The 25749-nt window shown below is 62.0% G+C and carries 26 protein-coding genes and 1 tRNA gene; 11 read left to right on the top strand and 16 right to left on the bottom strand.

Features of this window, described 5'->3' with window-relative positions:
- Nucleotides 1-39: 39 nt before the first annotated feature.
- Both B5P46_RS18930 and B5P46_RS18925 read left to right on the top strand, forming a co-directional pair.
- Entirely contained in the window at nt 40-3756 is a 3717-nt protein-coding gene (locus B5P46_RS18930) for a FecR domain-containing protein (protein WP_129420052.1), read from the top strand.
- Nucleotides 3756-5726 (top strand): CHASE2 domain-containing protein, encoded by a 1971-nt coding sequence (locus B5P46_RS18925; protein WP_129420051.1) that lies wholly within the window; start codon nt 3756-3758, stop codon nt 5724-5726. The genes B5P46_RS18930 and B5P46_RS18925 overlap by 1 nt, the downstream gene beginning before the upstream one ends.
- Before the next feature lie 31 nt (nt 5727-5757).
- On the opposite strand, the gene B5P46_RS18920 is transcribed toward B5P46_RS18925, so the two are convergent.
- Nucleotides 5758-6510 (bottom strand): nucleotidyltransferase domain-containing protein, encoded by a 753-nt coding sequence (locus tag B5P46_RS18920; protein ID WP_129420522.1) that lies wholly within the window; start codon nt 6508-6510, stop codon nt 5758-5760.
- Between the two features lie 289 nt (nt 6511-6799).
- Between B5P46_RS18920 and B5P46_RS18915 the strand changes: the two genes are divergently transcribed.
- Both B5P46_RS18915 and B5P46_RS18910 read left to right on the top strand, forming a co-directional pair.
- A complete protein-coding gene (locus B5P46_RS18915; protein ID WP_129420050.1) occupies nt 6800-7495 on the top strand; it encodes a fumarylacetoacetate hydrolase family protein in 696 nt (231 codons plus the stop codon).
- Nucleotides 7496-7505: 10 nt separating this feature from the next.
- Nucleotides 7506-8036, top strand: a complete 531-nt coding sequence (locus tag B5P46_RS18910; RefSeq protein ID WP_129420049.1) for a gamma carbonic anhydrase family protein — start codon at nt 7506-7508, stop codon at nt 8034-8036.
- A 41-nt stretch (nt 8037-8077) separates the two neighbouring features.
- Here B5P46_RS18910 and B5P46_RS18905 read toward each other — a convergent pair whose 3' ends face one another.
- Together B5P46_RS18905 and B5P46_RS18900 are read right to left on the bottom strand one after the other, a co-directional pair.
- Complete coding sequence (locus B5P46_RS18905) at nt 8078-8785, bottom strand: methyltransferase family protein (protein ID WP_206735369.1); 708 nt, start codon at nt 8783-8785, stop codon at nt 8078-8080.
- Between the two features lie 90 nt (nt 8786-8875).
- Nucleotides 8876-9277 carry a hypothetical protein gene (locus B5P46_RS18900; protein ID WP_129420047.1) on the bottom strand — a complete coding sequence of 134 codons (402 nt, stop codon included), beginning with the start codon at nt 9275-9277 and terminating at the stop codon, nt 8876-8878.
- A 419-nt stretch (nt 9278-9696) separates the two neighbouring features.
- On the opposite strand from B5P46_RS18900, the gene B5P46_RS18890 reads away from it, so the two are divergent.
- A complete protein-coding gene (locus B5P46_RS18890; protein WP_129420043.1) occupies nt 9697-10068 on the top strand; it encodes a hypothetical protein in 372 nt (123 codons plus the stop codon).
- Between the two features lie 31 nt (nt 10069-10099).
- Here the strand turns inward: B5P46_RS18890 and B5P46_RS18885 are convergent, their stop codons facing one another.
- From B5P46_RS18885 to B5P46_RS18870, 4 genes are all read right to left on the bottom strand, one after another.
- Nucleotides 10100-10498, bottom strand: coding sequence for an ester cyclase (locus B5P46_RS18885; RefSeq protein ID WP_129420041.1), 399 nt, complete (start codon nt 10496-10498; stop codon nt 10100-10102).
- 268 nt (nt 10499-10766) lie between these two features.
- Nucleotides 10767-11165, bottom strand: a complete 399-nt coding sequence (locus tag B5P46_RS18880; RefSeq protein ID WP_011652680.1) for a Fur family transcriptional regulator — start codon at nt 11163-11165, stop codon at nt 10767-10769.
- On the bottom strand, nt 11162-11977 hold the full coding sequence (gene znuB, locus B5P46_RS18875) for a zinc ABC transporter permease subunit ZnuB (protein WP_129420040.1): 816 nt from the start codon (nt 11975-11977) through the stop codon (nt 11162-11164). The genes B5P46_RS18880 and znuB overlap by 4 nt, the downstream gene beginning before the upstream one ends.
- A complete protein-coding gene (locus B5P46_RS18870) occupies nt 11970-12896 on the bottom strand; it encodes an ATP-binding cassette domain-containing protein (protein WP_129420038.1) in 927 nt (308 codons plus the stop codon). The genes znuB and B5P46_RS18870 overlap by 8 nt, the downstream gene beginning before the upstream one ends.
- 102 nt (nt 12897-12998) lie before the next feature.
- Between B5P46_RS18870 and znuA the strand changes: the two genes are divergently transcribed.
- From znuA to B5P46_RS34940, 3 genes are all read left to right on the top strand, one after another.
- Nucleotides 12999-14054, top strand: a complete 1056-nt coding sequence (gene znuA / locus B5P46_RS18865; protein WP_129420037.1) for a zinc ABC transporter substrate-binding protein ZnuA — start codon at nt 12999-13001, stop codon at nt 14052-14054.
- A 113-nt stretch (nt 14055-14167) separates the two neighbouring features.
- On the top strand, nt 14168-15373 hold the full coding sequence (zigA, locus tag B5P46_RS18860; RefSeq protein WP_129420036.1) for a zinc metallochaperone GTPase ZigA: 1206 nt from the start codon (nt 14168-14170) through the stop codon (nt 15371-15373).
- Nucleotides 15370-15549, top strand: a complete 180-nt coding sequence (locus B5P46_RS34940; RefSeq protein WP_129420034.1) for a hypothetical protein — start codon at nt 15370-15372, stop codon at nt 15547-15549. The genes zigA and B5P46_RS34940 overlap by 4 nt, the downstream gene beginning before the upstream one ends.
- A gap of 113 nt (nt 15550-15662) precedes the next feature.
- Here the strand turns inward: B5P46_RS34940 and B5P46_RS18850 are convergent, their stop codons facing one another.
- Complete coding sequence (locus B5P46_RS18850; protein ID WP_072637892.1) at nt 15663-15989, bottom strand: RcnB family protein; 327 nt, start codon at nt 15987-15989, stop codon at nt 15663-15665.
- Between the two features lie 466 nt (nt 15990-16455).
- On the opposite strand from B5P46_RS18850, the gene B5P46_RS18845 reads away from it, so the two are divergent.
- Entirely contained in the window at nt 16456-16839 is a 384-nt protein-coding gene (locus B5P46_RS18845) for a VOC family protein (protein ID WP_129420033.1), read from the top strand.
- Nucleotides 16840-16970: 131 nt separating this feature from the next.
- Nucleotides 16971-18302, top strand: coding sequence for a hemolysin family protein (locus B5P46_RS18840; protein WP_129420031.1), 1332 nt, complete (start codon nt 16971-16973; stop codon nt 18300-18302).
- Here B5P46_RS18840 and chrA read toward each other — a convergent pair.
- Complete coding sequence (chrA, locus tag B5P46_RS18835) at nt 18299-19720, bottom strand: chromate efflux transporter (RefSeq protein WP_129420030.1); 1422 nt, start codon at nt 19718-19720, stop codon at nt 18299-18301. The two genes, B5P46_RS18840 and chrA, sit on opposite strands and share 4 nt — an antisense overlap.
- Before the next feature lies 1 nt (nt 19721).
- Nucleotides 19722-20537, bottom strand: a complete 816-nt coding sequence (locus B5P46_RS18830) for a chromate resistance protein ChrB domain-containing protein (protein ID WP_129420029.1) — start codon at nt 20535-20537, stop codon at nt 19722-19724.
- Between the two features lie 371 nt (nt 20538-20908).
- On the opposite strand from B5P46_RS18830, the gene B5P46_RS18825 reads away from it, so the two are divergent.
- Nucleotides 20909-21223: a hypothetical protein gene (locus B5P46_RS18825; RefSeq protein WP_129420028.1), complete on the top strand. Its 315-nt coding sequence runs from the start codon at nt 20909-20911 to the stop codon at nt 21221-21223.
- 221 nt (nt 21224-21444) lie between these two features.
- Here B5P46_RS18825 and B5P46_RS18820 read toward each other — a convergent pair whose 3' ends face one another.
- The 6 genes from B5P46_RS18820 to B5P46_RS18790 form a co-directional block, all read right to left on the bottom strand.
- Nucleotides 21445-21747, bottom strand: a complete 303-nt coding sequence (locus B5P46_RS18820) for a hypothetical protein (RefSeq protein ID WP_129420027.1) — start codon at nt 21745-21747, stop codon at nt 21445-21447.
- Between the two features lie 160 nt (nt 21748-21907).
- Nucleotides 21908-22204 (bottom strand): hypothetical protein, encoded by a 297-nt coding sequence (locus tag B5P46_RS18815; protein ID WP_129420026.1) that lies wholly within the window; start codon nt 22202-22204, stop codon nt 21908-21910.
- Between the two features lie 155 nt (nt 22205-22359).
- Nucleotides 22360-22435, bottom strand: a tRNA-Lys gene (locus B5P46_RS18810).
- 351 nt (nt 22436-22786) lie between these two features.
- Nucleotides 22787-23698, bottom strand: coding sequence for a PhzF family phenazine biosynthesis protein (locus B5P46_RS18800; RefSeq protein ID WP_129420025.1), 912 nt, complete (start codon nt 23696-23698; stop codon nt 22787-22789).
- Nucleotides 23699-23863: 165 nt separating this feature from the next.
- The gene (locus B5P46_RS18795; RefSeq protein WP_129420024.1) at nt 23864-24637 is read right to left on the bottom strand and encodes an NUDIX hydrolase; all 774 of its coding nucleotides are present in this window, start codon (nt 24635-24637) and stop codon (nt 23864-23866) included.
- Nucleotides 24634-25743 carry an endonuclease/exonuclease/phosphatase family protein gene (locus B5P46_RS18790; RefSeq protein WP_129420023.1) on the bottom strand — a complete coding sequence of 370 codons (1110 nt, stop codon included), beginning with the start codon at nt 25741-25743 and terminating at the stop codon, nt 24634-24636. Before B5P46_RS18790 ends, B5P46_RS18795 begins: the two co-directional genes overlap by 4 nt.
- Nucleotides 25744-25749: the final 6 nt, after the last annotated feature.

Below are 25749 nucleotides of genomic sequence, written 5' to 3'. Positions count from 1 at the left end.
TACACGGACAAAGGGGAAGCGGGGTGTGGGGTCGAGGACATGCGGGGTTATTCCAGTAACATCTGTCGCGTCGGGATGGCGCTTGCGTTTGCCGTGCCCGGTTTCGGGCGGCCGGCAGCGGCCGATCCCTTGCCGCGTGCAACACCGGTCGCCGGTTCCGTCATCGCCCGCAAGACCGGCGAAGAAGTCCGCTTCATCGACGTGTCGAACTGGCGTGTCGTCGACATCAATCAGGATCTCCTGACCGGCGACGTGTTGCGCACCAACGCCAACGGTCAGCTCGCCATCGTCTTTTCCGACCACACCCAGGTTCGCCTTGGCCGCAATTCCTCGCTGCAGGTCAAGAAAATGGCTGCGAGCGGCGATACCGTGCTCAATCTCCAATCCGGCACCATCTGGGCACGCGCCGAGCGTGGCGGCCAGGGCCTGACGGTGGAAACACCGGCCGCCGCCGCCGCCATCCGCGGCACCGACTGGACCATGACCGTCGAGGGCGCCAAGACCTCGATGATCGTGCTCGAAGGCCGCGTGGCGCTCAGCAACCCGCAGGGCAGCGTCGAGGTGAACGAGGGCGAAGGGGCGGTCGCCACCATTGGCCAGGCGCCGACCAAGATCATCAGCGTCAATCCCGATGACCGCGAACAGATGCTCTTCTATCTGGACTTGCGCGACGGCTTCGACCTGATGCCGACGTCGCCGCTACGGGCCGACCGCATGGCGACCGAACGCCGCCGCCTGCTGGCGCTGCCGCCGGAGCGCCGCACCACCGAAGACTGGCTGGAACTTGCCGAAGTGCAGAGCGCCTTCGACGGACGCCATGCTGCAGCCGCAACGCTGAAGAATATCCGCGATCGCAAACTGACGGCAGCCCAGCAGGCGCGCGTCGACCTGATCGACGCCACCATCGCCGGCTCGGAAAAGCGCTATGGCGATGCCGCCAAGCTCTTCCAGAAGGCCCTGCCGCATCTCGACCCGACACGCCGCAACATGGCCCAATATGGCGACTATTTCGCCCGTTCGCTGGCCGACCCCGCCCATGCCGAACAGCCGCCGGCCAACACCACCGGCCCCTATGGCGCGATCATGGAGGCCTATACGACAGGCTTCCTAAAAAACCCGCGCGCAGCGCTCGAAATTATAAAGAAAGCAGAGCAGCGCTATCCCGATGATCCGACCCTGCCGGCGGTCCGCGCCCAGTTGGCGGAGCTCACCGACGACCGTGAGCAGATGAAGGAAGCGATAGAACGCTCGCTGTCGCTCGACCCTGATCATCCGATGGCGCTCTCCGCCCGTGCGGGTTACAAGGCAAGCTATGAAAGCGATATCAACGGCGCGCTTGCCGACCTGAACCGCGCCATCGCGCTTGCCCCCGGTGCATCAGGCACGCTGAACTCTCTCGGCCTTCTGCAGAGCTCGCGCGATGCCAATGGCGAAGCGGAAAAGGCCTTCAAGAAGGCGATCGAGCTCGATCCGCAGGACCCGCTGCTGCACGCGAACCTCTCGATACTCTATCTCGATCAGGCGCGCATGAAGGAAGCCAAGCGCGAAATCGACACCGCGATCGCGCTTGATCCGTCCTTCGATCATGCCCTGCTTGCCCGCGGCCGCTATTACCTGCAGTCCGGCGAGCGCGACAAGGCGCTGCAAGATCTGCTTGCCGCCAGCACCGCCAATCCCGCGCATTCGCAGTCGCAGTTCATGCTCGCAGCCGCCCATTATGAAAAGGGCGACCGGCTTCCGTCCGAACAGGCGCTCGACAACGCCAACCGCCTCGACGATGACGATCCGGTCATCTCGTCCTTCCGCACCGCGATCGATATCGACGACTACGATTCGGATGGCGCGATCCGCAACGCGCAGGAATTCCTGCGCCGCTCACGCGCCCGCGGCGGCGATTACAGCGGCCTCGGCGCCAATGCGAGCGCCGGTTCGACACTGAACGACGCCTTCCGCCTGCAAGGATTGGATGCCTGGGGCCGCTATTACGGCGATGCCGTCTTCGATCCTTTCAACGGCACCGGTTATATCGATCAGTCGATCAAGGGCAGCATCTTTCCTTTCGTCAACGCGACCAGCTTCGGCGACGACAATATCATCCAAAACCGCGGCAACGCGTCGAGCTACTCATCCTTCATCCAGGGCCTGCTGCTTTCGCCACACATGCTTTCCGGCCGCTCGCGCTCGGTAACGCTATTCGATGTGCCCTTCATCGAAGGTTCGCTCGGCGGCGGCATCAACAGCGTCGACGGCCATACCAGGCGCATCGGCGAAGCCGATATCCAGGGCTATTCGAACGAGACCATTCCGATCAGCTTCTATGGCAACCTGACCTGGGAAGAGCTGGCGCTCGACCGCGACTACCAGGATTTCGGCGGTGTCCAGACGGATAACAAGCTGCTGAGCGCCAACGGTTATCTGACGGCAACGGTCACGCCCGATGATCGCGTGGTAGCCTTCGTCAACCACGGCAAGAATGATGGAGCGCTGAACGCCTTGTCGTCAAACACCGGGTTCATGGAACTCGTGTTCCGTGTCCCTATCCCGCTGCCTCTCTACACGACAGAGGAGACTGTACGAGAAAGCACGTATGCCGGCATCGGCTGGAGCCACACGTTTGCGTATGAAAACGTGTTGAATGGAGCATTGCTTTATTCAGGAAGCAAATCGAATACGAGCAGCGTGCTTGATGTCGACCTGGACCCAGTGTTTATCGGCAGAGGGGTTCCCTTCATCATTCCCTTTACCAACGTCACTCAGGAGACCGAATCCCAAACCTACATCGGCGCTTTGAGCCATTCCATAAGTGCCGGACCGTTGACATTTCGCTACGGCATCGAAGGCGGCTGGATGGATGCCAGCAGCACCGTCGATGCGACGCTGCTAGGCTTGACAGCTCCTCCCGATCATACCGAGAACACCATCGATATCGGCCGCGGCTATGTCGATGTACTGCATGAGATCACGCCGGACCTCAAGGGCGAATACGCCTTGTTCGCCACGCGCCTGGAGGGCGACGGCATCGATATCAGCCGGCTGGAGCCGCGCTTCGGCCTCGCCTGGGCGCCGGTTCAAAACCACTGGCTGCGTGCTGCCTTCATGCGTCAGAGCTTTGATATTGGAATTCCGACCCTTGCCCCCATCGGCGTCCTCGGGCTTCAGGCCAACCAGTTTTCCGCCAATCCGCAGGGCTACACGGATACGGTCGCGCTGCAGTGGGATGCCGAATGGACGGATCGATTCTTCACCTCGGTCGAGTATCAGCACCAGGAACTGCATGATTTCTCGATCGATTTTCCAATGATCTCGCTTCCGTCGGATACGAGCCTGCCGATCTCGCGCGGCAGCATCGATCGCGCTGCCGTCACAGCAAACGTCGTGCTCGGCCATGGTTTCGGCCTTTCGGCTACCTATGCCTATATGGATTCGGAAAACCGGGATCCGCTTGAGCCGATCTATGGCGGCCCCCTTCCCTTCATACCGCAGAATTCCGGGCAGATTGCGCTGACCTGGGTCAACGAAGCCAAGGTCAAGGCAACGGTTGCCGCCAACTATATCGGCGAGCGCGACGGCGATCGGTTCGGCACGAAACTCGACGATTACTGGAGCCTCGACGCCCACCTGGTCTGGGAACCGTTCGACAAGCGCATCGAGCTGGAGGCGGCCGCCTATAACCTGCTCGACGAGGACTTCGAGATCACCCCCGGTGTGCCCGGCTGGGGCCGCGCCTTCAAGGGCACGCTCAAAGTCCGCTTCTGATGCGGGGGCGGGACAAGCCTCGGCAGGCCAGGCAGATCAGGAGCCGCCATCTCAGGCTGCTGGTGCTGTCGCTAACGACGCTGATCGCCATCTCGCTCCTGTCGCGCCTACCCGCCTGGTCGCTGCTGGAGCTCAGAAGCTTCGACTATCTCTCGACCGTCGACGATCCCCGTCCGCCTCCCGGCGGACCCGTCATCGTCGCGATCGACGAACCCTCGCTTGCCGATATCAACGCGCAATGGCCCTGGCCGCGCAGCCTTCACGCTCAGCTCGTCACCCAGCTGCGCGCCGCCGGCGCCCGCGTCATCGGCCTCGACATCATCCTGGCCGAACCCTCGACCCCGGAGAACGACAACGCGATCACTCGCGCCGTCGGCCGGGATGTCGTTCTTGCCGGCGACGAGACGTTGATCGAGACGCCGCAAGCCTCGCAGCTGATCCGCACGACACCCCTGCCGCAGCTCACCGAGGCAGGTGCCGTGACTGGCATCGCCTCCGTCGAACTCAGCGGCGACGGCACCTTCCGGCGCATCCCGGGCTATGAGGACGGCTTTGCCGCCATGCTGACCAAGGTCGCCGGCGTGGCCCCCGAGACCTTGCCGGCCGGCCGCCTCATCCAAACCTTCGGCCCGGCCCGCAGCTATCCCACCGTCTCGTACTATCAGGCGCTCGACCCGAAGAACCTACTGCCGCCTGATTATTTCAAGGATCGCGTCGTGCTGGTCGGCCTCAGCCTGCAGAATGCGCCCGCCATCGATAAAGGCGGCGTCGATGCCTTCGCGACGCCCTATACCGTCCATACCGGCAAGCTCGTCTCCGGCGTCGAGATCCAGGCGACGATCTACGACAATATCCGCAGCGGCCTGTCGATCGCGGAAGCCCGGCTGCCGACGGTCGCTGCCTGCATCCTGATATCGGTGCTGCTTGCCGCCGCCACCGTCGGGCGCTCGACGGGGTGGCTGACGATCGTGACGAGCGCGGCGGCCCTCCTTGCCTTCGCCGCCGTCAGTGCCGCCGGTATGCGGCTAGCCCATATCTTCGTCTCGCCGCTTGGCCCGACGGTCGCCTATATCTCTGTCGTCTTCGGCCAGGCCGCCTTCGATTTTGCCGAGGAGCGCCGCAACAAGCGCCAAATCACCCGCGCCTTTGCCCAATATATCTCGCCCGATCTCGTCAAGCGCCTGTCGAGCGATCCCTCGCAGCTGAAGCTCGGCGGCGAGCGACGCACGCTGTCGGTGTTGTTTTCCGATGTGCGCGGGTTCACCACCATCGCCGAGACGCTGAAGGATGATCCGGAGCAACTGACCGGCCTGATCAACCGGTTGCTAACGCCGCTTTCCGACGTGGTGATGGATCATGGCGGGACGATCGATAAATATATGGGCGATTGCATCATGGCCTTCTGGAACGCGCCGCTCGACGACCCCGATCACGCCCTGCACGCCGTCAAAGCCTCGCTTGCCATGCAGGCGGCGATATCGAGCCTTAACCGCGAGCTGGAGCGAGAGGCGGCGATGCGCGGCGGCAGGCCGCATGTGTTGAAGATGGGCGTCGGCATCAACACCGGCGAATGCATCGTCGGCAATATGGGCTCGACCCGCCGCTTCGACTATTCCTGCCTCGGCGACAGCGTCAACCTCGCCTCGCGTCTCGAAGGCGCCTCGAAGAATTATGGCGTGGCCCTGCTGCTCGGCGAGGAGACAGCAAGGCTGGTCGCCGGCACCTACACCGTCGTCGAGCTCGATCGCATCATCGTCAAGGGCCGCACCGTGCCCTCGCCTGTCTATACCGTCGTGCACGATGCCGACGCCGAAGCCCTTGCCGCCCATCGGGCTTTCACGCAAGCGAAATACGCCGGCACGCTTGCGACATCCGACCCCGCCTTCGACAGGCTGGCCGCCGATATCCCCGAGCTCGCCCCCTATTACGCGATCGTCCGCGAGGCGCTGGCCGAGTCCGGCGAGGAATGACCGAGCAGAATGCAGGCAACGTAAATCGATACTATTCCAGGCGGCGCGCTTCCAGCGGCGCGTCCTGTCTGAACCCCTCGAAATAGCGGCCGCCATGCAGGGCAAGCTCCCGATCGGCCAAAGCCAGCAATCGGGCGCCGTCGCCCGCTGCCGCCAGTCTGAACGCCGCGTCGAATTCCGCTGCCAATTGTGCATCGAGCTTCCGCATCAGGCGCGGCGCCCACTTGCCGCGACCGGCCCATGCGCCGCGCCCGAGCAGGATCAGGTCGGCCAGCTTCTGGTAGAGGAGTGCGGCGATGGCGGCGACCTCTTCAGGCGGGCGGACGCCGCGCAGGTCATCGGCCAAATCCGTAACTTGGTAGCGCAGCATGTCGTAGTCTGCCCCGGCAAGAGGTTTCGGTCCTGCCGCCAGCATACTTTCCGCCTTTGCCTGGATGACGTGCGCGCTGTCGATATCCGATCCCACTATACAGCCCGTCGCGACCATGTGGGCCATGATGGGATAGCCGCTGTCCGCGTCCTGATGAAGGTAGTGCGCCAGCGTCTGCGGATCGTGGACGAAGGCCTCGACCGGAAACCCATCCGCGCTGAACGACTCCCGCCAGGCTCTTTGGAGCGACGGGAACACCACGACCAGGTCGATATCCGAAAAGGTGGTGCCTTCGCCGCGCATGATGGAGCCGGCGACATAGGCGAATGCGGCCCCGGCATAGCGGCTGGCGATGCAGTCGCGGGCGACGGCCAGCGCCTGCTCCGCAAGAACATGTTTCTGGATATCGTCCACGATCTCGTCCTCGATGCGGGAGACGAGCGGCAACAAAAAACCCGCTCGTTTCCGGCGGGTTGGTTTCAGCAGCAATGAACGGAATTCAGTTCACGCGTCTACCACCCACCGCAGCGCGGTGGTCGTGGACGTCGACGAAACTGCAAAAATCCTGCTCATGGCGGTAACGATACCGCTGGATAGTGATAGCGTCAATGCACCGGGCGCAGGCCAAGGACGCTTCCCCGGCGCGCCGGTTTCCGTCTAAGATGATCCGCAAAGCAAGACTCGAAACAGGAAGAGCCCGCCAATGTCCGATCCCGCCACCGTCATCCCGCTTCCGCAACCGGTGCTGCTGCCGGTCGATGGCAGCGCCGAGCGTTTTCCGGTGCGCCGCGTCTATTGCGTCGGGCGCAACTATGCCGACCATGCGATCGAGATGGGCCATGATCCCAGCCGCGAGCCGCCTTTCTTCTTCCAGAGAAACGCCGACAACCTGCTGCCGGCGGGCAAGGCCTTTCCCTATCCGTCACTGTCGAACGACGTGCATTACGAGGTCGAATGCGTGCTGGCGCTGAAATCAGGCGGCGCAAACATCGAGGCAGCGGACGCGCTCGACTGCGTCTATGGCTATGCCGTCGGTATCGATTTCACCCGCCGCGACCTCCAGGGCGAGGCAAAGAAGCTTGGTCGTCCCTGGGAGGTCGGCAAGGCCTTCGAACATTCCGCCCCTATCTCCCCAATCGTTCCGGCCAGCCGCCTCGGCCACCCCGCGCAGGCGAAGATTTGGCTGGAACAGAACGGCAAGCGCGTGCAGGACGGCGATCTCAACCAGATGATCTGGAAGGTGCCGGAGATCATCGCCGAACTGTCGAAGCTCTTCACTCTTGCAGCCGGCGATATCATCATGACCGGCACACCCGCCGGCGTCGGCGCGGTGGCCAGGGGCGATCGCATCAATTGCGGCATCGACGGCGTCGCCACGCTATCGGTCGAGGTCGTCTGAGGAGGAAGCCATGCCTGTCTACGCGCTTGGCGGATCGACGCCGAAACTGCCCGCCGCCGGCCTCTATTGGATCGCCCCGGATGCCAACATCATCGGCCAGATCGAACTCGGCGAGAATGTCGGCATCTGGTTCGGCGCCGTGCTGCGTGGCGATAACGAGCCAATCAGCGTCGGCGAAGACAGCAACATCCAGGAAGGCGTGATGGCCCATACGGACATGGGCTTCCCGCTGACGATCGGCAAAGGCTGCACCATCGGCCACCACGCCATCCTCCACGGCTGCGCTATTGGCGACAACGCGCTGATCGGCATGGGCGCGACCATCCTGAACGGCGCGAAGATCGGCAGCAACTGCCTGGTAGGCGCCAATGCGCTGGTCACCGAAGGCAAGGAATTCCCCGACAACTCCCTGATCGTCGGAGCGCCTGCCCGGGTCGTGCGCGTACTCGACGAGGCGGCAATCGAAGCCATCCGCCGCTCGGCGGAAAACTACGTCGCCAACTGGCAACGCTTCGCCCGCGATCTCAAACAGATCGGGTGACACAGGTAACGCGGAGGCGGTGGCGAAGCACCCCTCTCCACTCACCAGACTCCCGGAATCCACCGCCAGCGCACACGCGCCATATAATCCGCGTAACCCTCAAGTCCTCTCCGCAGCTCGGCCTCTTCCCCCAGCGTGCGGCCGAAGAGGACGACGACGAGCAGGCCGGCGGGGATCAGCGCGTAGAGCGATCCAAGCGACAGCGCCATGCCGGCGCTGAGCACGATGGCGGTTGCGTATCCGGGATGGCGGATTACGGCGTAGGGTCCGGTGTCGATCACCTTGTGGTCACGGTCGGTCTGAATGCGCACCGTCGGCTCGAAATGCCGGTTGACCGATTGCGCCCAGGTCAGGCCGAGATAACCTGACGTCATCAGGAGATAGCCGATAAACACGACCCAATCGGGTTGCGGCGCCCAGTGGAAACGTCCGTCGTCGAATGCGCCGACCGGAAGAATGGCGGCAAAGAGAATGATCGTCAGCGTCGCCACCACGGCGTCCCAGGATTTGGTACCCTTCTGGTATCGGCTGCGCGCCGCAAACAGCTCCGGATTCGTCCGCCAGATCCAGATGATTGCGACAGCAGTCAGCACAAGGAACAGGCCGAGAAAAATCCAGCCGCGCGGCCAGTCGAACGTGCCGGCGGGCCAAAACAGCGCTACAAACATGACGGCAATGGTGATGGCGAGCGATCCGAGCGATGGCGCCGCGGCGAATGAGTGACCGGGCCGAGTGTCCCGCCGCGTCATGATCGCTCTCCGTTCCATGACAGCGCCGAGCGTCCTCTTAAACGCGCAGAAGGACGCTGCGCATGGCGGATTTCATTGAAAAAAATCGCCTTACTCGGCGGCTTCGAGAAACTGGCTGTTTCGTGAGGATGAGGCAAGAGCCTGAACCCTGGCCTCGGCCTTGGCGATCAGCTGATAGAATTCGTCCTGCGCTTCGACATCCAGCTGAATGACGGCATTGACGTCGTCGGGCGTATCGCAAAGGCAGGCGACCGCAGAAATGGGACAGATGCCGCCGGGATAACGTCTGCCGGTGCCCGTATAGGCGCGACGTCCCCAACGCTCGGAATAGACCGTCTCTTCCCGCTCAAGCTGCAGGATCGTTCCCTTGCAGGCGATCACGATAGCCGCCTTGCCGTAGGCGAACCAGTGATAGTTCAGCCTCCGGAGAATATATTTGCCGGTGATATCTTCGCCAGCCAGTTCGGCAGGATTTTCAATCATTCTAATCATGACGGCTTCCTCAACGTTTAAACAATATCCGTCATGTCTTCGCGCGCAGCAAGTCAAAAAACGCTGCTTTTGGAGACACTTAGTCACAAAGTGTTTCCGATTCTTACATTAACCACGCGCCGAGCATCCCCTTGTGCACACAATTATTCGTCGAATTTCCCGCAACCTGCTACCGACTTCGCCATTGACGGCGACGTCAATGTTCCCTTGTGTTTTTCGACGAGGCTCCGATATGTCTCCCTGATTGGCCCGAAGACCGCGCCGTTTTCAATTCGAGAAACGGCCGGCTAGTTCGCCAGTCGCCATGAGCATGATGCCGAAAAGTGTAAGCGGCTTCGGATGACATCATGCTCTAACTCTTTATTTTAGAACAGGATTCAGGTTTTAGACCGATCATCCTGTTCCAGCGGGAGAATCTCATGGTCGACGCGATCAACCCCATCTCCGCCACCGCCGCGTCCGAACCCACCAAGGTCGGCACCAGCACCTCGATCGGCTCAGAACCCGACAATGCCTGGGTCGCCGCCCGCCAGTCGCAGATCACCGCCGATCAGCTGGCAGCGAAGAAGGCCGTGGAGAAGGAAGCAGTAAACGGTCTCATCCCGCACGCGGATCTGATCGTCGAAAACGAGGAGCATCCGCAAAAGCGGCACGGGCATGCGGCATCGAACGAAGGGAAAGAGGCCGGCGAACGGGGTGAACAGCCGGTCCTGTCAGGCGAAAGCGATCGGATCGGCACCCGCAATTTCGACGACGACACACCCTTCGGCGAGCGCGTCGCCATCATCTGATCGAAACGCAGACCGGAAGCCGTCTGCGCGATCAATTCGAGCCCGCAAGCTGGGACTCGATCGCCGACTTATCGAGCACCGACCAGACCTCGGCGATCTTGCCGACGCGAAATTCGTAGATGACGTTCTCGGTGAAGGAAAGGCGCCTGCCGTTCACATCGAGGCCGAGGAATTTTCCCTTCGGCGTGCAGTCGAAGCCGAGCCGGCATGCGATGTATGGCGGATCGCAAAGCCGCATCAGCACCTTGAAATAGAGATCGGGAATCTCATCGAAGTCCTGCTCGAGCATGGCGACGTAACCCGGCAGCCCGAGCCGCCGGCCGTTATGAACCGCATCGTCGCCGACGAACTGCCCGAGATTGGGCCAGTCCTGCCTGTTCAGGCATGCGATATAGCCGCGGTATATCTCCGCGAGTTCGGTTTTCGTCACGCGATCGCCCCTGGTTTGGGTTCTGCGGCAAAGATAGCGCCGGGATCTGCACTTACCAGCGGCGAACGCACCGCCTCGAGAGTTTCAGTTCAAGAGAACTCGCCTGCACGCCCGGCAAGGGCGGCAATGACGGCCCCAGCAAGGGCGGCTCTGAATCTAAGCCGGACTAAACCCGATCGCTTTGTGATCGCGTCTAATACCGTCGGGACCCGGCGGGCTCTGCCATCGCAATAGTCCCGAGGCGATCGTCTAGCGAACGCGAGGAAGCTTACGCCGCGCAGGCCTCGCACAATCCGCGGATCTCGATCGTCGTCTTTTCAGGCTTGAACTTCTGCCCGCGCACCCATTCCATCAGCCGGTGGTCGACCTCGTGGTCGTGGAACTCCGTCACCTGGCCGCAGCTTTCGCAGATGGCGAAGGCGACGATGCCGTGGCTGTGGCAGTCGTCGCCCGGATGGGCGCAGGCAACGAAGGAGTTGATGCTTTCGAGCCGGTGCACCACGCCATATTCGAGCAGCTTCTCCAGCGCCCGGTAGACCTGCAGCGGCGCGCGAAAACCGTGGTCGCGCAGCTTGTCGAGGATGGTATAGGCGCTGAGCGGCCCTTCGGCCTTTTCGAGCACGTCGAAGACCAGCGACTGGTTCTTGGTCAATTGCGGTGTCGTCATGAGCCTTGTCCTTGCATGACCGCGCGGTAGCGCCTGACGGGAAGCAGGCTGAGAATGAAGAGGATCAGCGCTGCGACCACGATCGAGGGGCCGGAGGGCGTGTCATAGGTGAGCGAGCCGAACAGACCGCCGACGACGGCCGCCGCCCCGATCAGCGAGGCGAGCACCGCCATGATCTCCGGCGTCGGCGAGAAGCGCCGGGCCGCAGCCGCCGGAATGATCAGCAGCGAGGTGATCAGCATGATGCCGACGATCTTCATGGCAATGGCGATGACCAAGGCCATCAGCAGCATGAAGAACAGCCGCGCCCGCTCGGGCTTCAGCCCCTCGGCCTCGGCGAGTTCGGCATTGACGGTCGCAGCCAAGAGCGGGCGCCAGAGCCAGGCCATTGCCACGAGCACGAACAGCCCGCCGCCCCAGATCAGCGCGATGTCGGTGGTGGAAACGGCAAGGATATCGCCGAACAGAAAGGCGATGAGATCGATCCGCACCCAGCTCATGAAGGCGACCATGACGAGGCCGATCGCCAGTGTCGCATGCGAGAGGATGCCGAGCAGCGCATCGGCCGACAGCGCCTGGCGCTTCTGCAGGAAGAGCAGCAGCACCGACACAAGGGCGGCGACAGCAAAGACAGCCAGTGTCAGGTTGAGTTCGAAGAGCAGCGACAGTGCGACGCCGAGCAGCGCCGAATGGGCGATCGTGTCGCCGAAATAGGCCATGCGCCGCCAGATGATGAAGCAGCCGAGCGGCCCGGTCGTCAGCGCCAGGCCGACGCCGGCGAGAATGGCACGCACGAAGAAATCGTCAAGCATGGCGCTCTCCCTCCGCATGTGTGTGCGGATGGGCGTGGTCATGGTGATCATGACTATGGTCATGCCCGGCATGGCCGTGATCGTGCTCATGCCCGTGCTCATGGTGATGTCCGTCGTCGGGGAAGCAATGGTCAGTCACCGTGCCGTCGGCATGCTGCACGCGCCCATCAGGCAGATGCGTATGATCGTGGTGATGGCTGTAGACGGCCAGCGTCTGCGCCGCCCGGCTGCCGAACAGGCGCACATATTCCGGGCTGCGGCTGACGGATTCAGGCGTGCCGCGGCAGCAGACATGTCCGTTGAGGCAGATGACCGTGTCGGTTTCGGCCATGACGACATGCAGGTCGTGCGAGATCAGCAGGATGCCGCAGCCGGTCGCATTGCGGATCGACTTGATGAGGTCGTAGAGGGCGATCTCGCCGGAAAAATCGACCCCCTGCACCGGCTCGTCGAGCACCAGCAGATCCGGCTTGCGGGCAATGGCGCGAGCCATCAGCGCCCGCTGGAATTCGCCACCGGAAAGATGCTGCACTTCGGCATCGAGCATATGAGCGATGCCGGAAGATTCGAGCGCCGAGAGCATGTCGCGCTCCGGCAGCGGGCCGGTCAGCGTCATCAGCCGGCGCACCGAAAGCGGCAGCGTCCAGTCGATCGTGAGCTTCTGCGGGACATAGCCGACCGTGAGGCCGGCCTTGCGCTCCACCCTGCCCTCATCAGGCTTCAACACACCGATCGCCGCCTTGGCACTGGTCGACTTGCCCGAGCCGTTCGGCCCGATCAGCGTGACGATCTCGCCGCGCGAGACGGAAAAATCGACACCGCGCACCAGCCAGCGGCCATTGCGCAGAATGCCGACATTTTCAAGCGAAACCAGCGGTTCGGCCCTGATACCAGCGGGGGTCTTTGCGGGAGAGAGCATCAAATTTTCCGAAAGTGCTGTTGCGTCCTGCTATTGCACACGTTATAGCATAACGCAATTGATGTAATAACATAACAATTGTAATTCAAGGGAAGCATATCGATGCAACGTGCCTTGGGGTCAGCCCTCAAAATGCCAGCTCTCGTAATCATGGGCGTCGTAGTCCCCGCCTTGCTCTTTGCTGGAACGATGCAGGCAGCCGATGCGCCCGTCGTCGTCACCTCGATCAAGCCGATCCATTCGCTGGTTTCGGCGATCATGCAGGGTGTCGGCGAACCTGAATTGATCGTCGATGGCGCCGCCTCCCCGCATACTTACAGCATGAAGCCATCGAACGCGCGTGCCCTGCAGGAGGCGAAGGTCGTCTTCTGGGTCGGCCCGAACCTGGAGGCTTTCCTGGAAAAGCCGCTCGAGGCGCTAGGCTCGAACGCCAGCGTCGTCGAGCTCGACAAGGCGCCTGATCTGACCAGGCTGCCCTTCCGCGAAGGCGGCGCCTTCGAGCCGCATGACGACGCCGACCACGACAGCGCCTCCGCCGATGATCATGATCATGATCATGATCACGATGCCGCCAAACCCGGACATGATGGCGGCCACGCCCATCATGATGATCATGAAGAACATGACCACGGGCACGGCGCCTTCGACACGCACCTCTGGCTCGATCCGATGAATGCGAAGGCGATGGCCGCGGTAATCACCACGACGCTGGTCGCCGCTGATCCCGCCAATGCCCTGACCTACCAGGCCAATGCCAAGGCGCTTGATGATAGACTGACGGCGCTGGACAAGGAGATTGCCGCCACCGTCGCCCCCGTCAAGGACAAGCCCTTCGTTGTCTTCCATGACGCCTACCAATATTTCGAGCACCGCTACGGCATCCGCGTCGCCGGCTCGATCACCGTCAGTCCGGAAACTATTCCCGGCGCCGAGCGCGTCTCTGAAATCCACCGCAAGGTCGGCGAACTCGGCGCAACCTGCGTCTTTGCCGAACCGCAGTTCGAGCCGCGCCTCGTCAAGGTTGTCACCGAAGGCACGAAAGCCAAGTCAGGCGTGCTCGATCCGGAAGCGGCGACGCTGAAGGCCGGCCCCGATCTCTACTTCACCCTCATGCGCGGCATCGCCGACAGCATGAAGGCTTGCCTCTCCGGCGCATGATTGCCGCGCGGTCTCGCGGAGAGAGCTGAGGCGGAAAGAGGCGGATGACCCCGTTCCGCCTTTTTTCGGCACCCTACATGTAATGATATAACATTAATATCAATGAGGTTCCCATGGACAACAGGCTTCCGGTCACGGTGCTTTCAGGCTTTCTCGGCGCCGGCAAGACGACGCTGCTGAACCACGTGCTCGCCAATCGCGAGGGCCTGCGCGTCGCCGTCATCGTCAACGACATGAGCGAAGTGAATATCGACGCCACGCTGGTGCGCGACGGCGGCGCCAATCTCTCGCGCACCGAGGAACAGCTGGTCGAGATGACCAATGGCTGCATCTGCTGCACGCTGCGCGACGACCTGTTGAAGGAGGTCCGCCAGCTCGCCGATCAGGGCCGCTTCGATTACCTCTTGATCGAATCGACCGGCATCGCCGAGCCCCTGCCCGTCGCCACCACCTTCGAATTTCGCGATGAGAACGGCCAAAGCCTTTCCGACGTCGCAAGGCTCGACACCATGGTGACCGTTGTCGACGCCGCCAACCTGCTTTCCGACTACGCCTCAGCCGATTTCCTCGCCGACCGCGGAGAAACGGCCGGCGACGGCGACAACAGAACCATCGTCGACCTGCTGGTCGAGCAGATCGAATTCGCCGACGTCGTGGTGCTGAACAAGATCGGCACGGCAACCAATGATGAGCGCGACGCCGCGCGCAAGATCATCACCGGCCTCAACCCGGATGCAAAGCTGATCGAGGCGGATTTCGGCAAGGTCGCCCTGAAAGACGTGCTCGGCACCGGCCGCTTCGATATCGACAAGGCCGAGACTCATCCGCTCTGGTACAAGGAGCTGCACGGCTTCCGCGATCACGTGCCGGAGACCGAGGAATATGGCATTCGCTCCTTCGTCTATCGCGAGAAGCGGCCCTTCCATCCGGCAAAGCTGCAGGCCTTCCTCGACCGAAGCTGGCCGGGCGTGGTGCGCGCCAAGGGCTTCTTCTGGCTGGCGACCCGGCCGCATCATGTCGGCGAGATCAGCCAGGCGGGCGCGATCGTGCGCACCGGCAAGATGGGCCTCTGGTGGGCGGCCGTACCCCGCGAACAATGGCCTGAGGAACCGGCCTTCATGCGCGCCATCGGCCCTTATCTCGACCCCGTCTGGGGCGACCGCCGCCAGGAAATCGTCTTCATCGGCGCCGATCCCATGGACGAAGCCTGGATCAGGAAGGAACTCGACTCCTGTCTTATCAGGACAGACGCCTTCGCGCCCGAGCGCTGGCGCGACCTGCCCGATCCTTTCGCCAGCTGGAACAGGCAGGCGGCATGAAGGCGCAGGCAATCAAACGCACTCTCTGCGTCTGTACCGAATGCGAACCGCTGCCGCCGATCGAAGGGCTTCATCCGCTTACGCATGAGGAGGATAGCGACGCTGAAGTCGGAAGACCAAGAGGTTTTCTCGGCATCATTGCTGAACGGGTCATGCCGTCACGCAGGCAACCCTGAAGCGGGTCATAACCGCCGCCAGGTCAAGAAGAGGAGGAAGGGCGCGAAACGGCTGCGCGCCCTCCCAGAGTCAAAAAGGCGACCGAAGCCGCCCTTCCTGATTTATCGACCGATCAGCGACCGGCAATAATACTGGAGATGACGCCGCTGGTGACGCCGATCAGCAGGTAGTCGTTATCGGCCCGCACCCAGCGATAGCCGCGCGGCGGAGGCGCCAGCCGGTAGCGGCGGTAGTCGTTGACATCGGAGAACCGGCGACGCTCGCTGGCATTGACGCGGTATCCCTTCTTCCAGTGCGACCGGACGACCGTCTTCTTGACGACCACCTTCTTCTGCACGACGACAGGCGGGCGGCGAAAATCGTCGGCGCTGGCCTGGGAAACAACCATCGGGGAAAGAAGGAAGGAAGCGGAAAGAAGAGCTGCAAAAATCTTTTTCATGTGGGGTTCCTCATGTTGGGCACGTGACTAAACTAGGGCCGAAAAGATGAACCGAAACTGAAATAAAAATTAAACTTTTGTAATGAAATCCGATAGCTAGGGACAGAAGCTTATATTTTAGATTAAACTTATACATTGTGACGAATATTCTGTCGCCGTCGGCGAGGCATCGGCGCCGCCGGCCAGCTTCAACGCATGACCGAAGAAAAGATTATTTGCGGAACACCTGAGGATGAGGCTGGGCGACGCCCCCTGTGCTCATCGCCTGGAAGGCGCCGCCGTGGAGGGATGTCCTGCTGCTGGCGGTGGCAGGTGCTCAGCGATTTGGCATAACGAGATGCATAAAAAAACTTGAAACGGGCGCATAATCGAGTTTCGAAGCGACGTATCTCGGGCACAGGAGAATTCTGCATATCCGGTGAGGGGACGATCAGACCAAGACAACGAAGACCACATGGAGGAAAACATGCCCGGCATCAGCATGCGCTACATCGTCGACGACGTCGACGCCGCGGTGGAATTCTACACGAGACATCTCGGCTTCTCCGTCGCACTTCGTCCCGCGCCGAGTTTCGCCATCCTGACCAGGGACGGTTTTCGTCTGTTCGTCAGCGGCATGACGGGACCGGGCGGAGCATCTCAAGCAATGCCCGACGGGCGAAAGCCGGAGCCCGGTGGATGGAATCGCATCCAGATCGAGGTCGGGGACCTGGAGGCGAAGGTCGCCGCGCTGCGCCAGGCCGGCGCGCGTTTCCGCAACGAGATCGTGCAGGGCATCGGCGGCAAGCAGATCCTGCTCGATGATCCGGCAGGAAACCCGATCGAGCTCTTCGAAGCGCCCAAGAGGTGAATGGCGCGCATGATCCCGCTCATGGCGGCCCGGCCTGGGCTTCTCCTGTCGCGAGAATGATCGGAGCGCCTTGCCACCGGTGTGCGAGTGTGTAGGAGTCGGATTCCCATCAATTCAAAGGCAGGGAAAACATGTCCGAATCCGCCGGCGGGCTCTCCGATTATATCGGGATACTAGCCGTGTTTCTTCTCGTCGCCGCCAATGGCTTCTTCGTTGCCGCCGAATTCGCCCTGGTGTCGGTCAGGCGCAGCCGCGTCGCCGAAATGGCCGCGGCAGGCCGCATGAACGCCTCGGCACTTCAGCGCGCCGTCGACAACCTCGACTCCAACCTCGCAGCCACCCAGCTCGGCATCACCATCTCGTCGCTCGCCCTCGGCTGGGTCGGCGAACCGGCGCTTGCCCACCTGATCGAGCCCCTGTTGTCATGGCTGCCCGGGCAATGGGCGACAGCGGGCGCGCATACTGTTGCCGTCGTCATCGCCTTCGTCATCATCACAGCACTTCATATCGTGCTCGGCGAGCTCGCGCCGAAGAGCCTGGCGCTTCAGCGCAGCGAGGCCACTTCACTTGCCGTGGTGCGCCCGCTCGGTCTGTTCCTGGTGCTGTTCAAGCCAGCGATCTTTGTCCTGAACGGCATGGGCAACCTCGTGCTGCGAGGCGTCGGTCTTCACGCCGGAACCGGTGAATCGTCGTTCCATTCGCCGCAGGAGCTCAAGCTTTTGGTCGCCGAGAGCCACGAGGCCGGCCTTCTCAACCAGGTGCAGCAGCAGCTCGTCGAGCGGGTGTTCAACATCGGCGAGAGGCCGATCTCCGACATCATGACCCCGCGTCTCGATATCGAATGGTTCGACGCCGACGACAGCGAGGCCGAGATCTGGAAGACGATCCGCGAATGCAGCCATGAGCAGTTGCTGGTCGCCCGCGGCTCGATCGACGAACCGATCGGCATGGTGTTGAAGAAGGACCTTCTCGATCAGGTTCTCGACGGCGGCAGGATCCGGCCGATGGAGGTGATCAAACAGCCGCTGGTGCTGCACGAGGGAACCTCTGTCGTCCGCGTGCTCGACAGTTTCAAGGCCTCGCCCGTCCGCCTCGCCATCGTCATCGACGAATATGGCAGCCTCGAGGGCATCGTCACCCAGACCGATCTGCTCGAAGCCATTGCCGGCGACCTGCCGGGAACCAACCAGGAGCCCGACATCGTCGTCAGAGAGGATGGTTCGCTGCTGATCGATGCGATGATGCCGGCCTTCGACGCCTTCGAACGGCTGGGCCTGCGCGATCGTCCGGATGCCGATTTCCATACGCTGGCGGGCTTCGCGCTGCATCAGCTCCAGCACATCCCCGAAGCCGGCGAAACCTTCGTCTTCGACAACTGGCGCTTCGAGGTGCTCGACATGGATGGCATGCGTATCGACAAGATGCTCGCGACGCGCATTTCCACCGATGGGGCGGAGGCCTAATTTACCGCCAGCGTCCAGAGCATTCCCGCGGCTGCGCAGGCTAGCAGCGTCGCGATCACGGAAGCCTTGAAGCGGAAGATCGCTATCGCCGCAGCGGCAGACAGCGCCATAGCCGCCGGCACGGCCGATTGCAGCACCGGAATATCGAGCCGCAAGCCGCCAAGGTGGACGGTCGCAACCTCGGCAAACAGCGTGTGCAGGGCAAACCAGATAGCGAGGTTGAGGATAACCCCGACCACCGCCGCTGTTATGGCCGACATCGCGCCGGCGAGCGCAATGTTACCACGCAGTTTTTCGATGAACGGCGCGCCGAGGAAGATCCAGAGGAAACAGGGCACGAAGGTGACCCAGCTCGTCAGTACCGCCGCAAGGGTTGCAGCAAGCATCGGGTCCAGCGCTCCCGGATCGCGGTAGGCGCCCATGAAGCCGACGAACTGGACGACCATGATCAGCGGCCCCGGCGTCGTCTCGGCCATGCCGAGACCATCCAGCATCTCGCCGGGTTTCAGCCAGCCGAAATGCTGCACGGCCTCCTGTGCGACATAGGCAAGCACGGCATAGGCCCCGCCGAAGGTGACGACCGCCATTTTGCTGAAGAAAAGGCCGATTTCGGTAAAGACGTTGTCAGCACCGAAGGTTGCGTAGAGCGCTGCCAGCGGAGCGAGCCAGAGGGCAAGCAGCACGGCCGAGATGCGCAGCGACCAAGCAAGATTCGGGCGCGCATGCGCCGGTATGCCTTCGCCGAGCGCCGACTCGGCATCCGACAGCACCGGGCCGCTTCCGGCCTTATGGCCGCCGCCCGTCTGGAAGGCGGCAAGCCCGAACCTGCCGCCGAGGAAGCCCGCAATGCCGGCCGCGAGCACGATCAGCGGGAACGGGACATGGAGAAAGAAGATGGCGATGAAGGCCGCAGCCGCGATACCGACCATGACGCGATTCTTGAGCGCACGGCCGCCGATGCGGATGACGGCCTGCACGACGACGGCAAGCACCGCCGCCTTCAGCCCGAAGAACAGGCCGGCGACGATGCCGACGTTGCCGTAAGCCGCGTAGATATAACTGAGACAGAGGATCGACAGGAACCCAGGCAGCACGAACAGCAGGCCGGCGACGAGACCGCCCACTGTCCGATGCATCAGCCAGCCGATATAGATGGCGAGCTGCTGCGCCTCGGGTCCGGGGAGCAGCATGCAATAGTTCAGCGCATGCAGAAAACGGTGCTCACCAATCCATCGCTTCTCGTCGACGATGATCCGGTGCATGACGGCGATCTGGCCGGCGGGGCCGCCGAAACTCAGGGCGGCGACGCGCAGCCACACCCTGAAGGCATCGCCAAACGAGACGCCGTGATGATGCCCCTCCCCCGCGACTTTCGCCGTCATTTTGCCGTCGGGCGCATTATCCGTCATCTCGACCATCTCATGCCCTCTTCTTCGGTGCCGGCCAGTTGTGGGTTTCCTCGGTCGCATCGCGGCACCAGCGGAAGAAGGCGTCGTAGAGAAGCATCCCGGCCTCGAGCTGTTCCAGATCGTCGGAATACATCCTGGAGAGGCCGAGCGAAGCGGCCAGCAGGCCCGCCGCCTCGGGCGCGAGATCAAGCCTTGCAGTATCCGCCGCCCTGACGATCCGCGCCAGGCCCAGAAGCGGTTCCGAAGCCAGTACGAACTCTTCGACCATGACGTCGAAAGTGCAGAATTCGCCCCGATGGCTCCAGAACACGTCTTCGATATCAAAGGGCGTCGCCCCGAAGCGCTCGCCGACGGCCAAAACCTCGGGCGCCGGCACGAACAAGAACACGGCGTTCGGATCGACGAAGCGCCGGATCAGCCAGGGACAGGCGATGCGATCGATCTTTGGCCGCGCCCGCGTCACCCAGACGGTGCGTCCCTGTATGTCCCGGCGCGGCAGCTTTTCCTCGGGCACCGCCGATCCGGCTACAATCCAGGCTTCGAATCCACCTTCGAGGCTTTCCGCGTCGATCCCGGCATGGCGGAGATAGGCGGCAACACCATGACTGAGCTTGCTGCCCTTCTGGCAGACCACGACGACGGCTTCGGCATCGACGCTGCCCGCCCAGGACGCGACCTCGGAATGGTCGCGCCGGATCGAGCCCGGCACCAGGCGCGGATCGAGCGCGAAGTCCTCCTCAGTGCGAACGTCGATAATGCAAGGCGCACCGGGGGTTCCGATGAGGCGGCTGAGCTTGTCGGGAGAAATTTCGAGAAATGACGGCATGACGCGTCCCTCCGTTGATCGGTTTTACTGGACGCGATTCTTCAGCATGACGCCTCGTGGGGTGATCGCGACCCCATACAGAAATCATTCGCAAACAGACCCGGTGGTGTCAAGCGCATTACGCCATGGCGGCCTGCCATCTGCCTCGGCGCCCGATCAGCCGGCATCTCTTCCACCGGGTCCCTGCCGGTCATCTCCAAGCGAGCCGCAGGCAGATGAGGGGGTGAGCGGCAAAGCCGCGAATGCACGAGGCGCCAGTGAAGTGCGAGAATGAAGAGTGCGAAAATCCAATCAGCACAGGCGCTTCGGCCCAGAACGGAACAAAAAGCCCACTTCGGCATTCTTCTCTCACCGAAAGAGGAGAAAGTACCATGACGTACGACCCCAATAATGCCAACGACCCGAACCGCCCGCTGAACCCAAATTTGGACCTGCGCACCACGCCGAGCGCGCGCAGCACTAATACCTGGGTTGTCTGGGTCGCTGCATTGGCCGTGATCGCTGTCGCTGCATTCGCCTATTCGCAGTGGAGCACCCCCGGCACATCCCCGGACACGACAGCCTCCACAACCCAATCAGAGCCGGCGCCGGCTAAGCCGATCGCTCCGACTGACAACAGCGCAACGCCCGCACCCGCACCGGCACCAGCACCGGCCACTCCGCCGGCTGCCCCTGCCCAGCAGTAACGCCTGCTCGGTAAAAAGGAAGCCGGCCAATGCCGGCTTCCCTTCGGCTGCGAGCTCTTGAAGATGTTTAAGTAAACCCTATTTAAGGGATATCATATCTGTCTCTGACGGCTGACCACGGATGTACTGGCAGCCGTTATCGAGACTGATTGAGGAAGGTCGGCGCGAGTTTCGCCCGGCCTTTTTTCTTGACCGTATTTGGCAACGCCTGGATCGGGATATTATTTCGGGATCCTGTTATAGAAAGACTGCGGATCGTACACGCACTCGTAGTCGAGGAGGCAGAGCTTGCCATTGGCATCCCTTACTCTTGCGGTGTCGTACTTGTCGCCGAGATTGCACCTGGCCGGCGGATAACGGAAGCTACGGCCGCCAAAGCCCATCCGCACAAAAACCGCCTTGTCCTTGCGGATGATCTGCGCAAGCTCCTCGCAGCTGTGATCTCTGGCATTGACCTCCACCGCCTCGACGGCAAGGGCTGCGGACGGAAACAACAGTGCGACGGCCAGAACAATGCTTTTCATGGAAACTCCTGATGTGAGAGAGCGAAGTTAGGGCACCGCTCCCTTGCCGCCAATCCGAGAATCACCCGAATTCTATCGCCTGAGTATAGCCCTTCCCTTTCAGCTCCCAGCACGTTTTAGAAATCAGCTCATTGCGGCAGCCATGTCTCAGCCGAAGCGCCTAAGGGAAATTATAGGGCGACGCCGGGTCGAAGACGCAAGCATAGTCGAGAACGCACTGCTTTCCCGCGGCATCGCGAAAACTGGTCGTGCTCCGCTTTTCGCCCATGCTGCATTGGGCCGGCGGATAGCGGAAACTGCGGCCGCCGAAGCCGACGCGGACAAAGACCTTTTTATTCTGACGGATGATCTGCACAAACTCGCCACAGCTATGATCGCCTGCTTTGACCTCCATTGCGCCTGCGGCAAAGGCAGGCAACGGCAGAGACAATGCGACGGCAAAAATAACGCTTCTCATAGACCCCTCCTGATACGCGAGAGGGAGATAGGGCGCGCGGATGAACGCGGCCAGTCCTGTGGACAGCGCGAACCGTGCCGCCTGCTTCGAGAACAGTTTCCGGCAGGCCGGAATATCCGGCCTGAGTTCGAATACATCAATCTTTTCAGGATATTTGGTGGGTGATGTAGGGCTCGAACCTACGACCCGCTGATTAAGAGTCAGCTGCTCTACCAACTGAGCTAATCACCCGTTCGCGCTTGGCTGCGCGGTGTGACGGGGCGTATAAACAGGATCGGCAGCCTTGTCCAGCGCATAGGCGAAATTTCTTTGGTTAATCGCGAAGATTTTTCTGCATGGCTGAAATGCAGCGCATAACCCCGAAAATCGGAATCGATTTTCGGAAAGGATTATGCGCGGATTCGAAAGGATTATGCGCGGATTCAAAGTGATAGAGCGTCCTTAGCGCGTCGTGTTGGACGCGCGGCGCTCTAATGCATGTCGCCCAAAAGTGCGCAGCGGGTTTGGGATAACGACTTGCATAAAACAAAGACTTAAAGCGCGTCGCATGAATCCGGATTGACGCGACGCGCTTTAATGAAATCAAAGGTCGAGCGTGCCGCTGGCCAGCCGCACTGCCTGGCCGCCGATCCGCGCGTTGGAGATCGCCCCGCCGTCGACATCGATATGCAGGTGGATGAAGGACGGCCGGCCCATCTCGACGCCCTGCTCGATCATGATCGGATGATGCCCGTCCGTCAGCCGGTCGAAATGGTGGATCGCGCCGGAGAGTGCGGCTGCCGCCGAGCCGGTGGCTGGGTCTTCGACGATCCCCATGCCGCTTGCGAACATGCGCGCATGGAACTTCGCCACGTGGTTGACGCCGCCGCGGCAGTAGACATAGGCCGAGGCAAGCGCGCCATCGACGAAGGGCACGATCTTTTCCCAGAGCTGAGGATCGAATTCCACCCGCTGCGTGGCTCCGACATCGTGCACCGGAATGAGCAGGAAGGGAACGCCGGCGCTCCAGACCGACGGGACGTGATTTTCGAAGCCGATCTCGGTCACCTTCAGCGATAGCGCGTCGGCGATGCCGAGCTTGTCGAGCGGCATGATGGCCGGCTGCGATTTGCGCGGCAGATCGAATTCGGCAAAGCTCGCCTCACCCTCTCTCAGCCGCACCGCGCAGCGCACCGGCCCGACATTTTCCTCGAGCACCGAGACAAGATCGCGCGTCGCAGCACCATGCGCCCGTTCGGCCAGCGCCACCGCCGTGCCGACCGTCGGATGGCCGGCAAAGGGCAGTTCGCGTCCGGGCGTGAATATCCTCAGCCGCGCCGCATAGGCGGGATTGGTCGAAGGCTGCACGAACACCGTCTCGGAGAGATTGATCTCCCGGGTGATCGCCTGCATCGCCTCGTCGCTGAGATCGTCTCCGTCGAAGATCACCGCCAGCGGGTTGCCCGCAAGCTTTCGATCGGTGAACACGTCATAGACGCTGTAGCTTCGCGCCACATCGGCCTCCTTGAATCGTCATCGCGCCGCCAACCTGCCCGACCACGCGAGCGAGTGCAAGGCGCTAAAACGCGTCACGTCAACCGGATTCACACGACGCGCTTTCGATCGTTGCGTGATGCGTGTCGTTATCCCGAAACGCTACATGGCTTTGGGCGGCATACATCAACTCCACTCGGCCTTACCGAAATACCAGTCGATCACAGGCAACATGGCGATGTTATAGGAATGGGCGGAGGGATCGGCCGAGCGGATCGCCACCGCGCCCGCGATCTCCTGATCCTCGGCGACGAGCATATGCCGCTCGATCCGCTCGATCATCTCATCCGCCGTCATGTCGAAGCGGAATAGCCGCAGCAGCGTCACCGTGCGCTTGTTATGGGTGGCGAACAGCCCCTCACCCGCGACGGATTCGGCAAGATCGAGCCCGGTCTCCTCATAGACCTCGCGGCGCATGTTCGCCTCGATGTCGCAACGCCCGTCGACGATATCCTCCGGCTCCAGCGAGCCGGCGGCGAAATACACCTGGCCGGGATTGGCGGTATGCGCGCCCATACGGATCGCCACCAGCGCGCCGTCCGAGGTTTCGAGCACCGGATAGGCGAAGATGTGAACGCCACCCTGACGCTGCGGCTGTCGGCGCCACCACATGAAGGCAGAAAAGGGAATGACGTGGCCCTCGCCCGCAATCCCGTTTTCACTGAGGGAGAGCCGTTGCTGAAACACCATGCGCCCGTCGAACAGCGCCGGGTTGGCGGCGGTCTCCCGCGCCCAGTTCTCCCCGATCGCCGCTTCTTCGGCGGTGACCAAAGGATGGGGACCGGGCAGAATGCGCAGATCCACGCCGGCAATCGGGAAGACCGTCGCCTCCGGCGGCCAGCCGGCAAAATCATCGGAAAAATTGATGTTGGTGAAATTCGCGTTCAAATTTGCATTCATGGGAGATCCAGTGTCATGACGACGGGGCAATGATCGGACGCCTTCGGCCTGTCCCAGCCGGTGCGCGGATAGCGCTCCACCTCCTGCCCCGGCGGGAAGATGGTGCGGTAGGGCTGGCCGCTGCGGATGATTTCGGGCAGGCGGCCGGCATTATGGGCGGCAAGTGCTGGCGAAAGCCAGAGATAGTCGAGTTGGCAAAGCCACTGCTCCTGTGGCCCGCGCGCGTGATAGAGCGTCCAGCGGTCGAGGGGGGCGCGGCGGCGCACGACATTTTCGGCAAAGCCGTCGCTACTGAAAACGTCGAGCGCGCTTTCGGTCTCGTTCTGATGTTCGAAGCGATAACCGGTGCCCCGGCGGCCGATGACATCGACACGCTCCTGATAATCGTTCATGTCTCCACAGATGGCGAAGCTCTTCGTACCGGCTTGCTCCGCACCGAAGCGATCCTCGATGATGCGGCGCACGGCGCGCGCCTCGGCGCGGCGGATCGGCATGGTCGATTGCCGCCCGTCCAGCCCGTCGCGCGGATTGCCCATCGACTTGAAATGCACGACGTAGAGCGAAAACGGCCGGCCACCGATCAGAAGGTCAAGCTCCAGGCAGTCGCGCTTGAAGATCTTGTCGTCGATGCGGTTGGTGAGCGCCAGCTCCTCATTGAAGAGATCGAGATCGCGATAGGTCGTCATCGCATGGCTTCTGATATCCCTGAGCTCGATCTTCTGGCCGTCGCGCGTTTCCTCGCGCATCAGCACGGCAACATCAATGCCGCGGCTATCATTGCCCTCGACCAGGTATTTCTGCCGGTAGCCGTTTCCGACCATGCGGAAGAGATAGCCGTATTCGAAGGCCTGAAGGGCAGCCATGTTGTCGACTTCCTGCAGGCAGAGGATATCGGCGTCAGCGTCGGCGATCGCAAGGGCCGACATCTGCCGCGTGTCGTCGGTCGCGGCAATCACACGCGCCTGCTCGAGCTGCTGATAGACACCCTCGCTCGACACCTCGAAAAGCTTGATGACGCGGTCCTGGCGCAGCTGGTTTCGGAAGCCGGTGAAATCGAAACGGGTGAGAAGATTTTCGACATTGAAGGTGGCGAGGCGAAGCGACATAGGAAG

The organism is Rhizobium leguminosarum, from assembly GCF_004123835.1.
GTDB lineage: Bacteria > Pseudomonadota > Alphaproteobacteria > Rhizobiales > Rhizobiaceae > Rhizobium > Rhizobium leguminosarum_M.
The sequence above is the reverse complement of the archived record's forward strand: the minus strand, read 5'-3'. Positions and strand labels throughout refer to the sequence as shown.

What these genes read in the sequence shown, in the direction of transcription:
- B5P46_RS18930 (WP_129420052.1), top strand. Translation starts at nt 40, where the DNA reads ATGCGGGGTTATTCCAGTAACATCTGTCGCGTCGGGATGGCGCTTGCG.
- B5P46_RS18925 (WP_129420051.1), top strand. Translation starts at nt 3,756, where the DNA reads ATGCGGGGGCGGGACAAGCCTCGGCAGGCCAGGCAGATCAGGAGCCGC.
- B5P46_RS18915 (WP_129420050.1), top strand. Translation starts at nt 6,800, where the DNA reads ATGTCCGATCCCGCCACCGTCATCCCGCTTCCGCAACCGGTGCTGCTG.
- B5P46_RS18910 (WP_129420049.1), top strand. Translation starts at nt 7,506, where the DNA reads ATGCCTGTCTACGCGCTTGGCGGATCGACGCCGAAACTGCCCGCCGCC.
- B5P46_RS18905 (WP_206735369.1), bottom strand. Translation starts at nt 8,785, where the DNA reads ATGACGCGGCGGGACACTCGGCCCGGTCACTCATTCGCCGCGGCGCCA.
- B5P46_RS18900 (WP_129420047.1), bottom strand. Translation starts at nt 9,277, where the DNA reads ATGATTAGAATGATTGAAAATCCTGCCGAACTGGCTGGCGAAGATATC.
- B5P46_RS18890 (WP_129420043.1), top strand. Translation starts at nt 9,697, where the DNA reads ATGGTCGACGCGATCAACCCCATCTCCGCCACCGCCGCGTCCGAACCC.
- B5P46_RS18880 (WP_011652680.1), bottom strand. Translation starts at nt 11,165, where the DNA reads ATGACGACACCGCAATTGACCAAGAACCAGTCGCTGGTCTTCGACGTG.
- znuB (WP_129420040.1), bottom strand. Translation starts at nt 11,977, where the DNA reads ATGCTTGACGATTTCTTCGTGCGTGCCATTCTCGCCGGCGTCGGCCTG.
- B5P46_RS18870 (WP_129420038.1), bottom strand. Translation starts at nt 12,896, where the DNA reads ATGCTCTCTCCCGCAAAGACCCCCGCTGGTATCAGGGCCGAACCGCTG.
- znuA (WP_129420037.1), top strand. Translation starts at nt 12,999, where the DNA reads ATGCAACGTGCCTTGGGGTCAGCCCTCAAAATGCCAGCTCTCGTAATC.
- zigA (WP_129420036.1), top strand. Translation starts at nt 14,168, where the DNA reads ATGGACAACAGGCTTCCGGTCACGGTGCTTTCAGGCTTTCTCGGCGCC.
- B5P46_RS34940 (WP_129420034.1), top strand. Translation starts at nt 15,370, where the DNA reads ATGAAGGCGCAGGCAATCAAACGCACTCTCTGCGTCTGTACCGAATGC.
- B5P46_RS18850 (WP_072637892.1), bottom strand. Translation starts at nt 15,989, where the DNA reads ATGAAAAAGATTTTTGCAGCTCTTCTTTCCGCTTCCTTCCTTCTTTCC.
- B5P46_RS18845 (WP_129420033.1), top strand. Translation starts at nt 16,456, where the DNA reads ATGCCCGGCATCAGCATGCGCTACATCGTCGACGACGTCGACGCCGCG.
- B5P46_RS18840 (WP_129420031.1), top strand. Translation starts at nt 16,971, where the DNA reads ATGTCCGAATCCGCCGGCGGGCTCTCCGATTATATCGGGATACTAGCC.
- chrA (WP_129420030.1), bottom strand. Translation starts at nt 19,720, where the DNA reads ATGGTCGAGATGACGGATAATGCGCCCGACGGCAAAATGACGGCGAAA.
- B5P46_RS18830 (WP_129420029.1), bottom strand. Translation starts at nt 20,537, where the DNA reads ATGCCGTCATTTCTCGAAATTTCTCCCGACAAGCTCAGCCGCCTCATC.
- B5P46_RS18825 (WP_129420028.1), top strand. Translation starts at nt 20,909, where the DNA reads ATGACGTACGACCCCAATAATGCCAACGACCCGAACCGCCCGCTGAAC.
- B5P46_RS18820 (WP_129420027.1), bottom strand. Translation starts at nt 21,747, where the DNA reads ATGAAAAGCATTGTTCTGGCCGTCGCACTGTTGTTTCCGTCCGCAGCC.
- B5P46_RS18815 (WP_129420026.1), bottom strand. Translation starts at nt 22,204, where the DNA reads ATGAGAAGCGTTATTTTTGCCGTCGCATTGTCTCTGCCGTTGCCTGCC.
- B5P46_RS18795 (WP_129420024.1), bottom strand. Translation starts at nt 24,637, where the DNA reads ATGAATGCAAATTTGAACGCGAATTTCACCAACATCAATTTTTCCGAT.
- B5P46_RS18790 (WP_129420023.1), bottom strand. Translation starts at nt 25,743, where the DNA reads ATGTCGCTTCGCCTCGCCACCTTCAATGTCGAAAATCTTCTCACCCGT.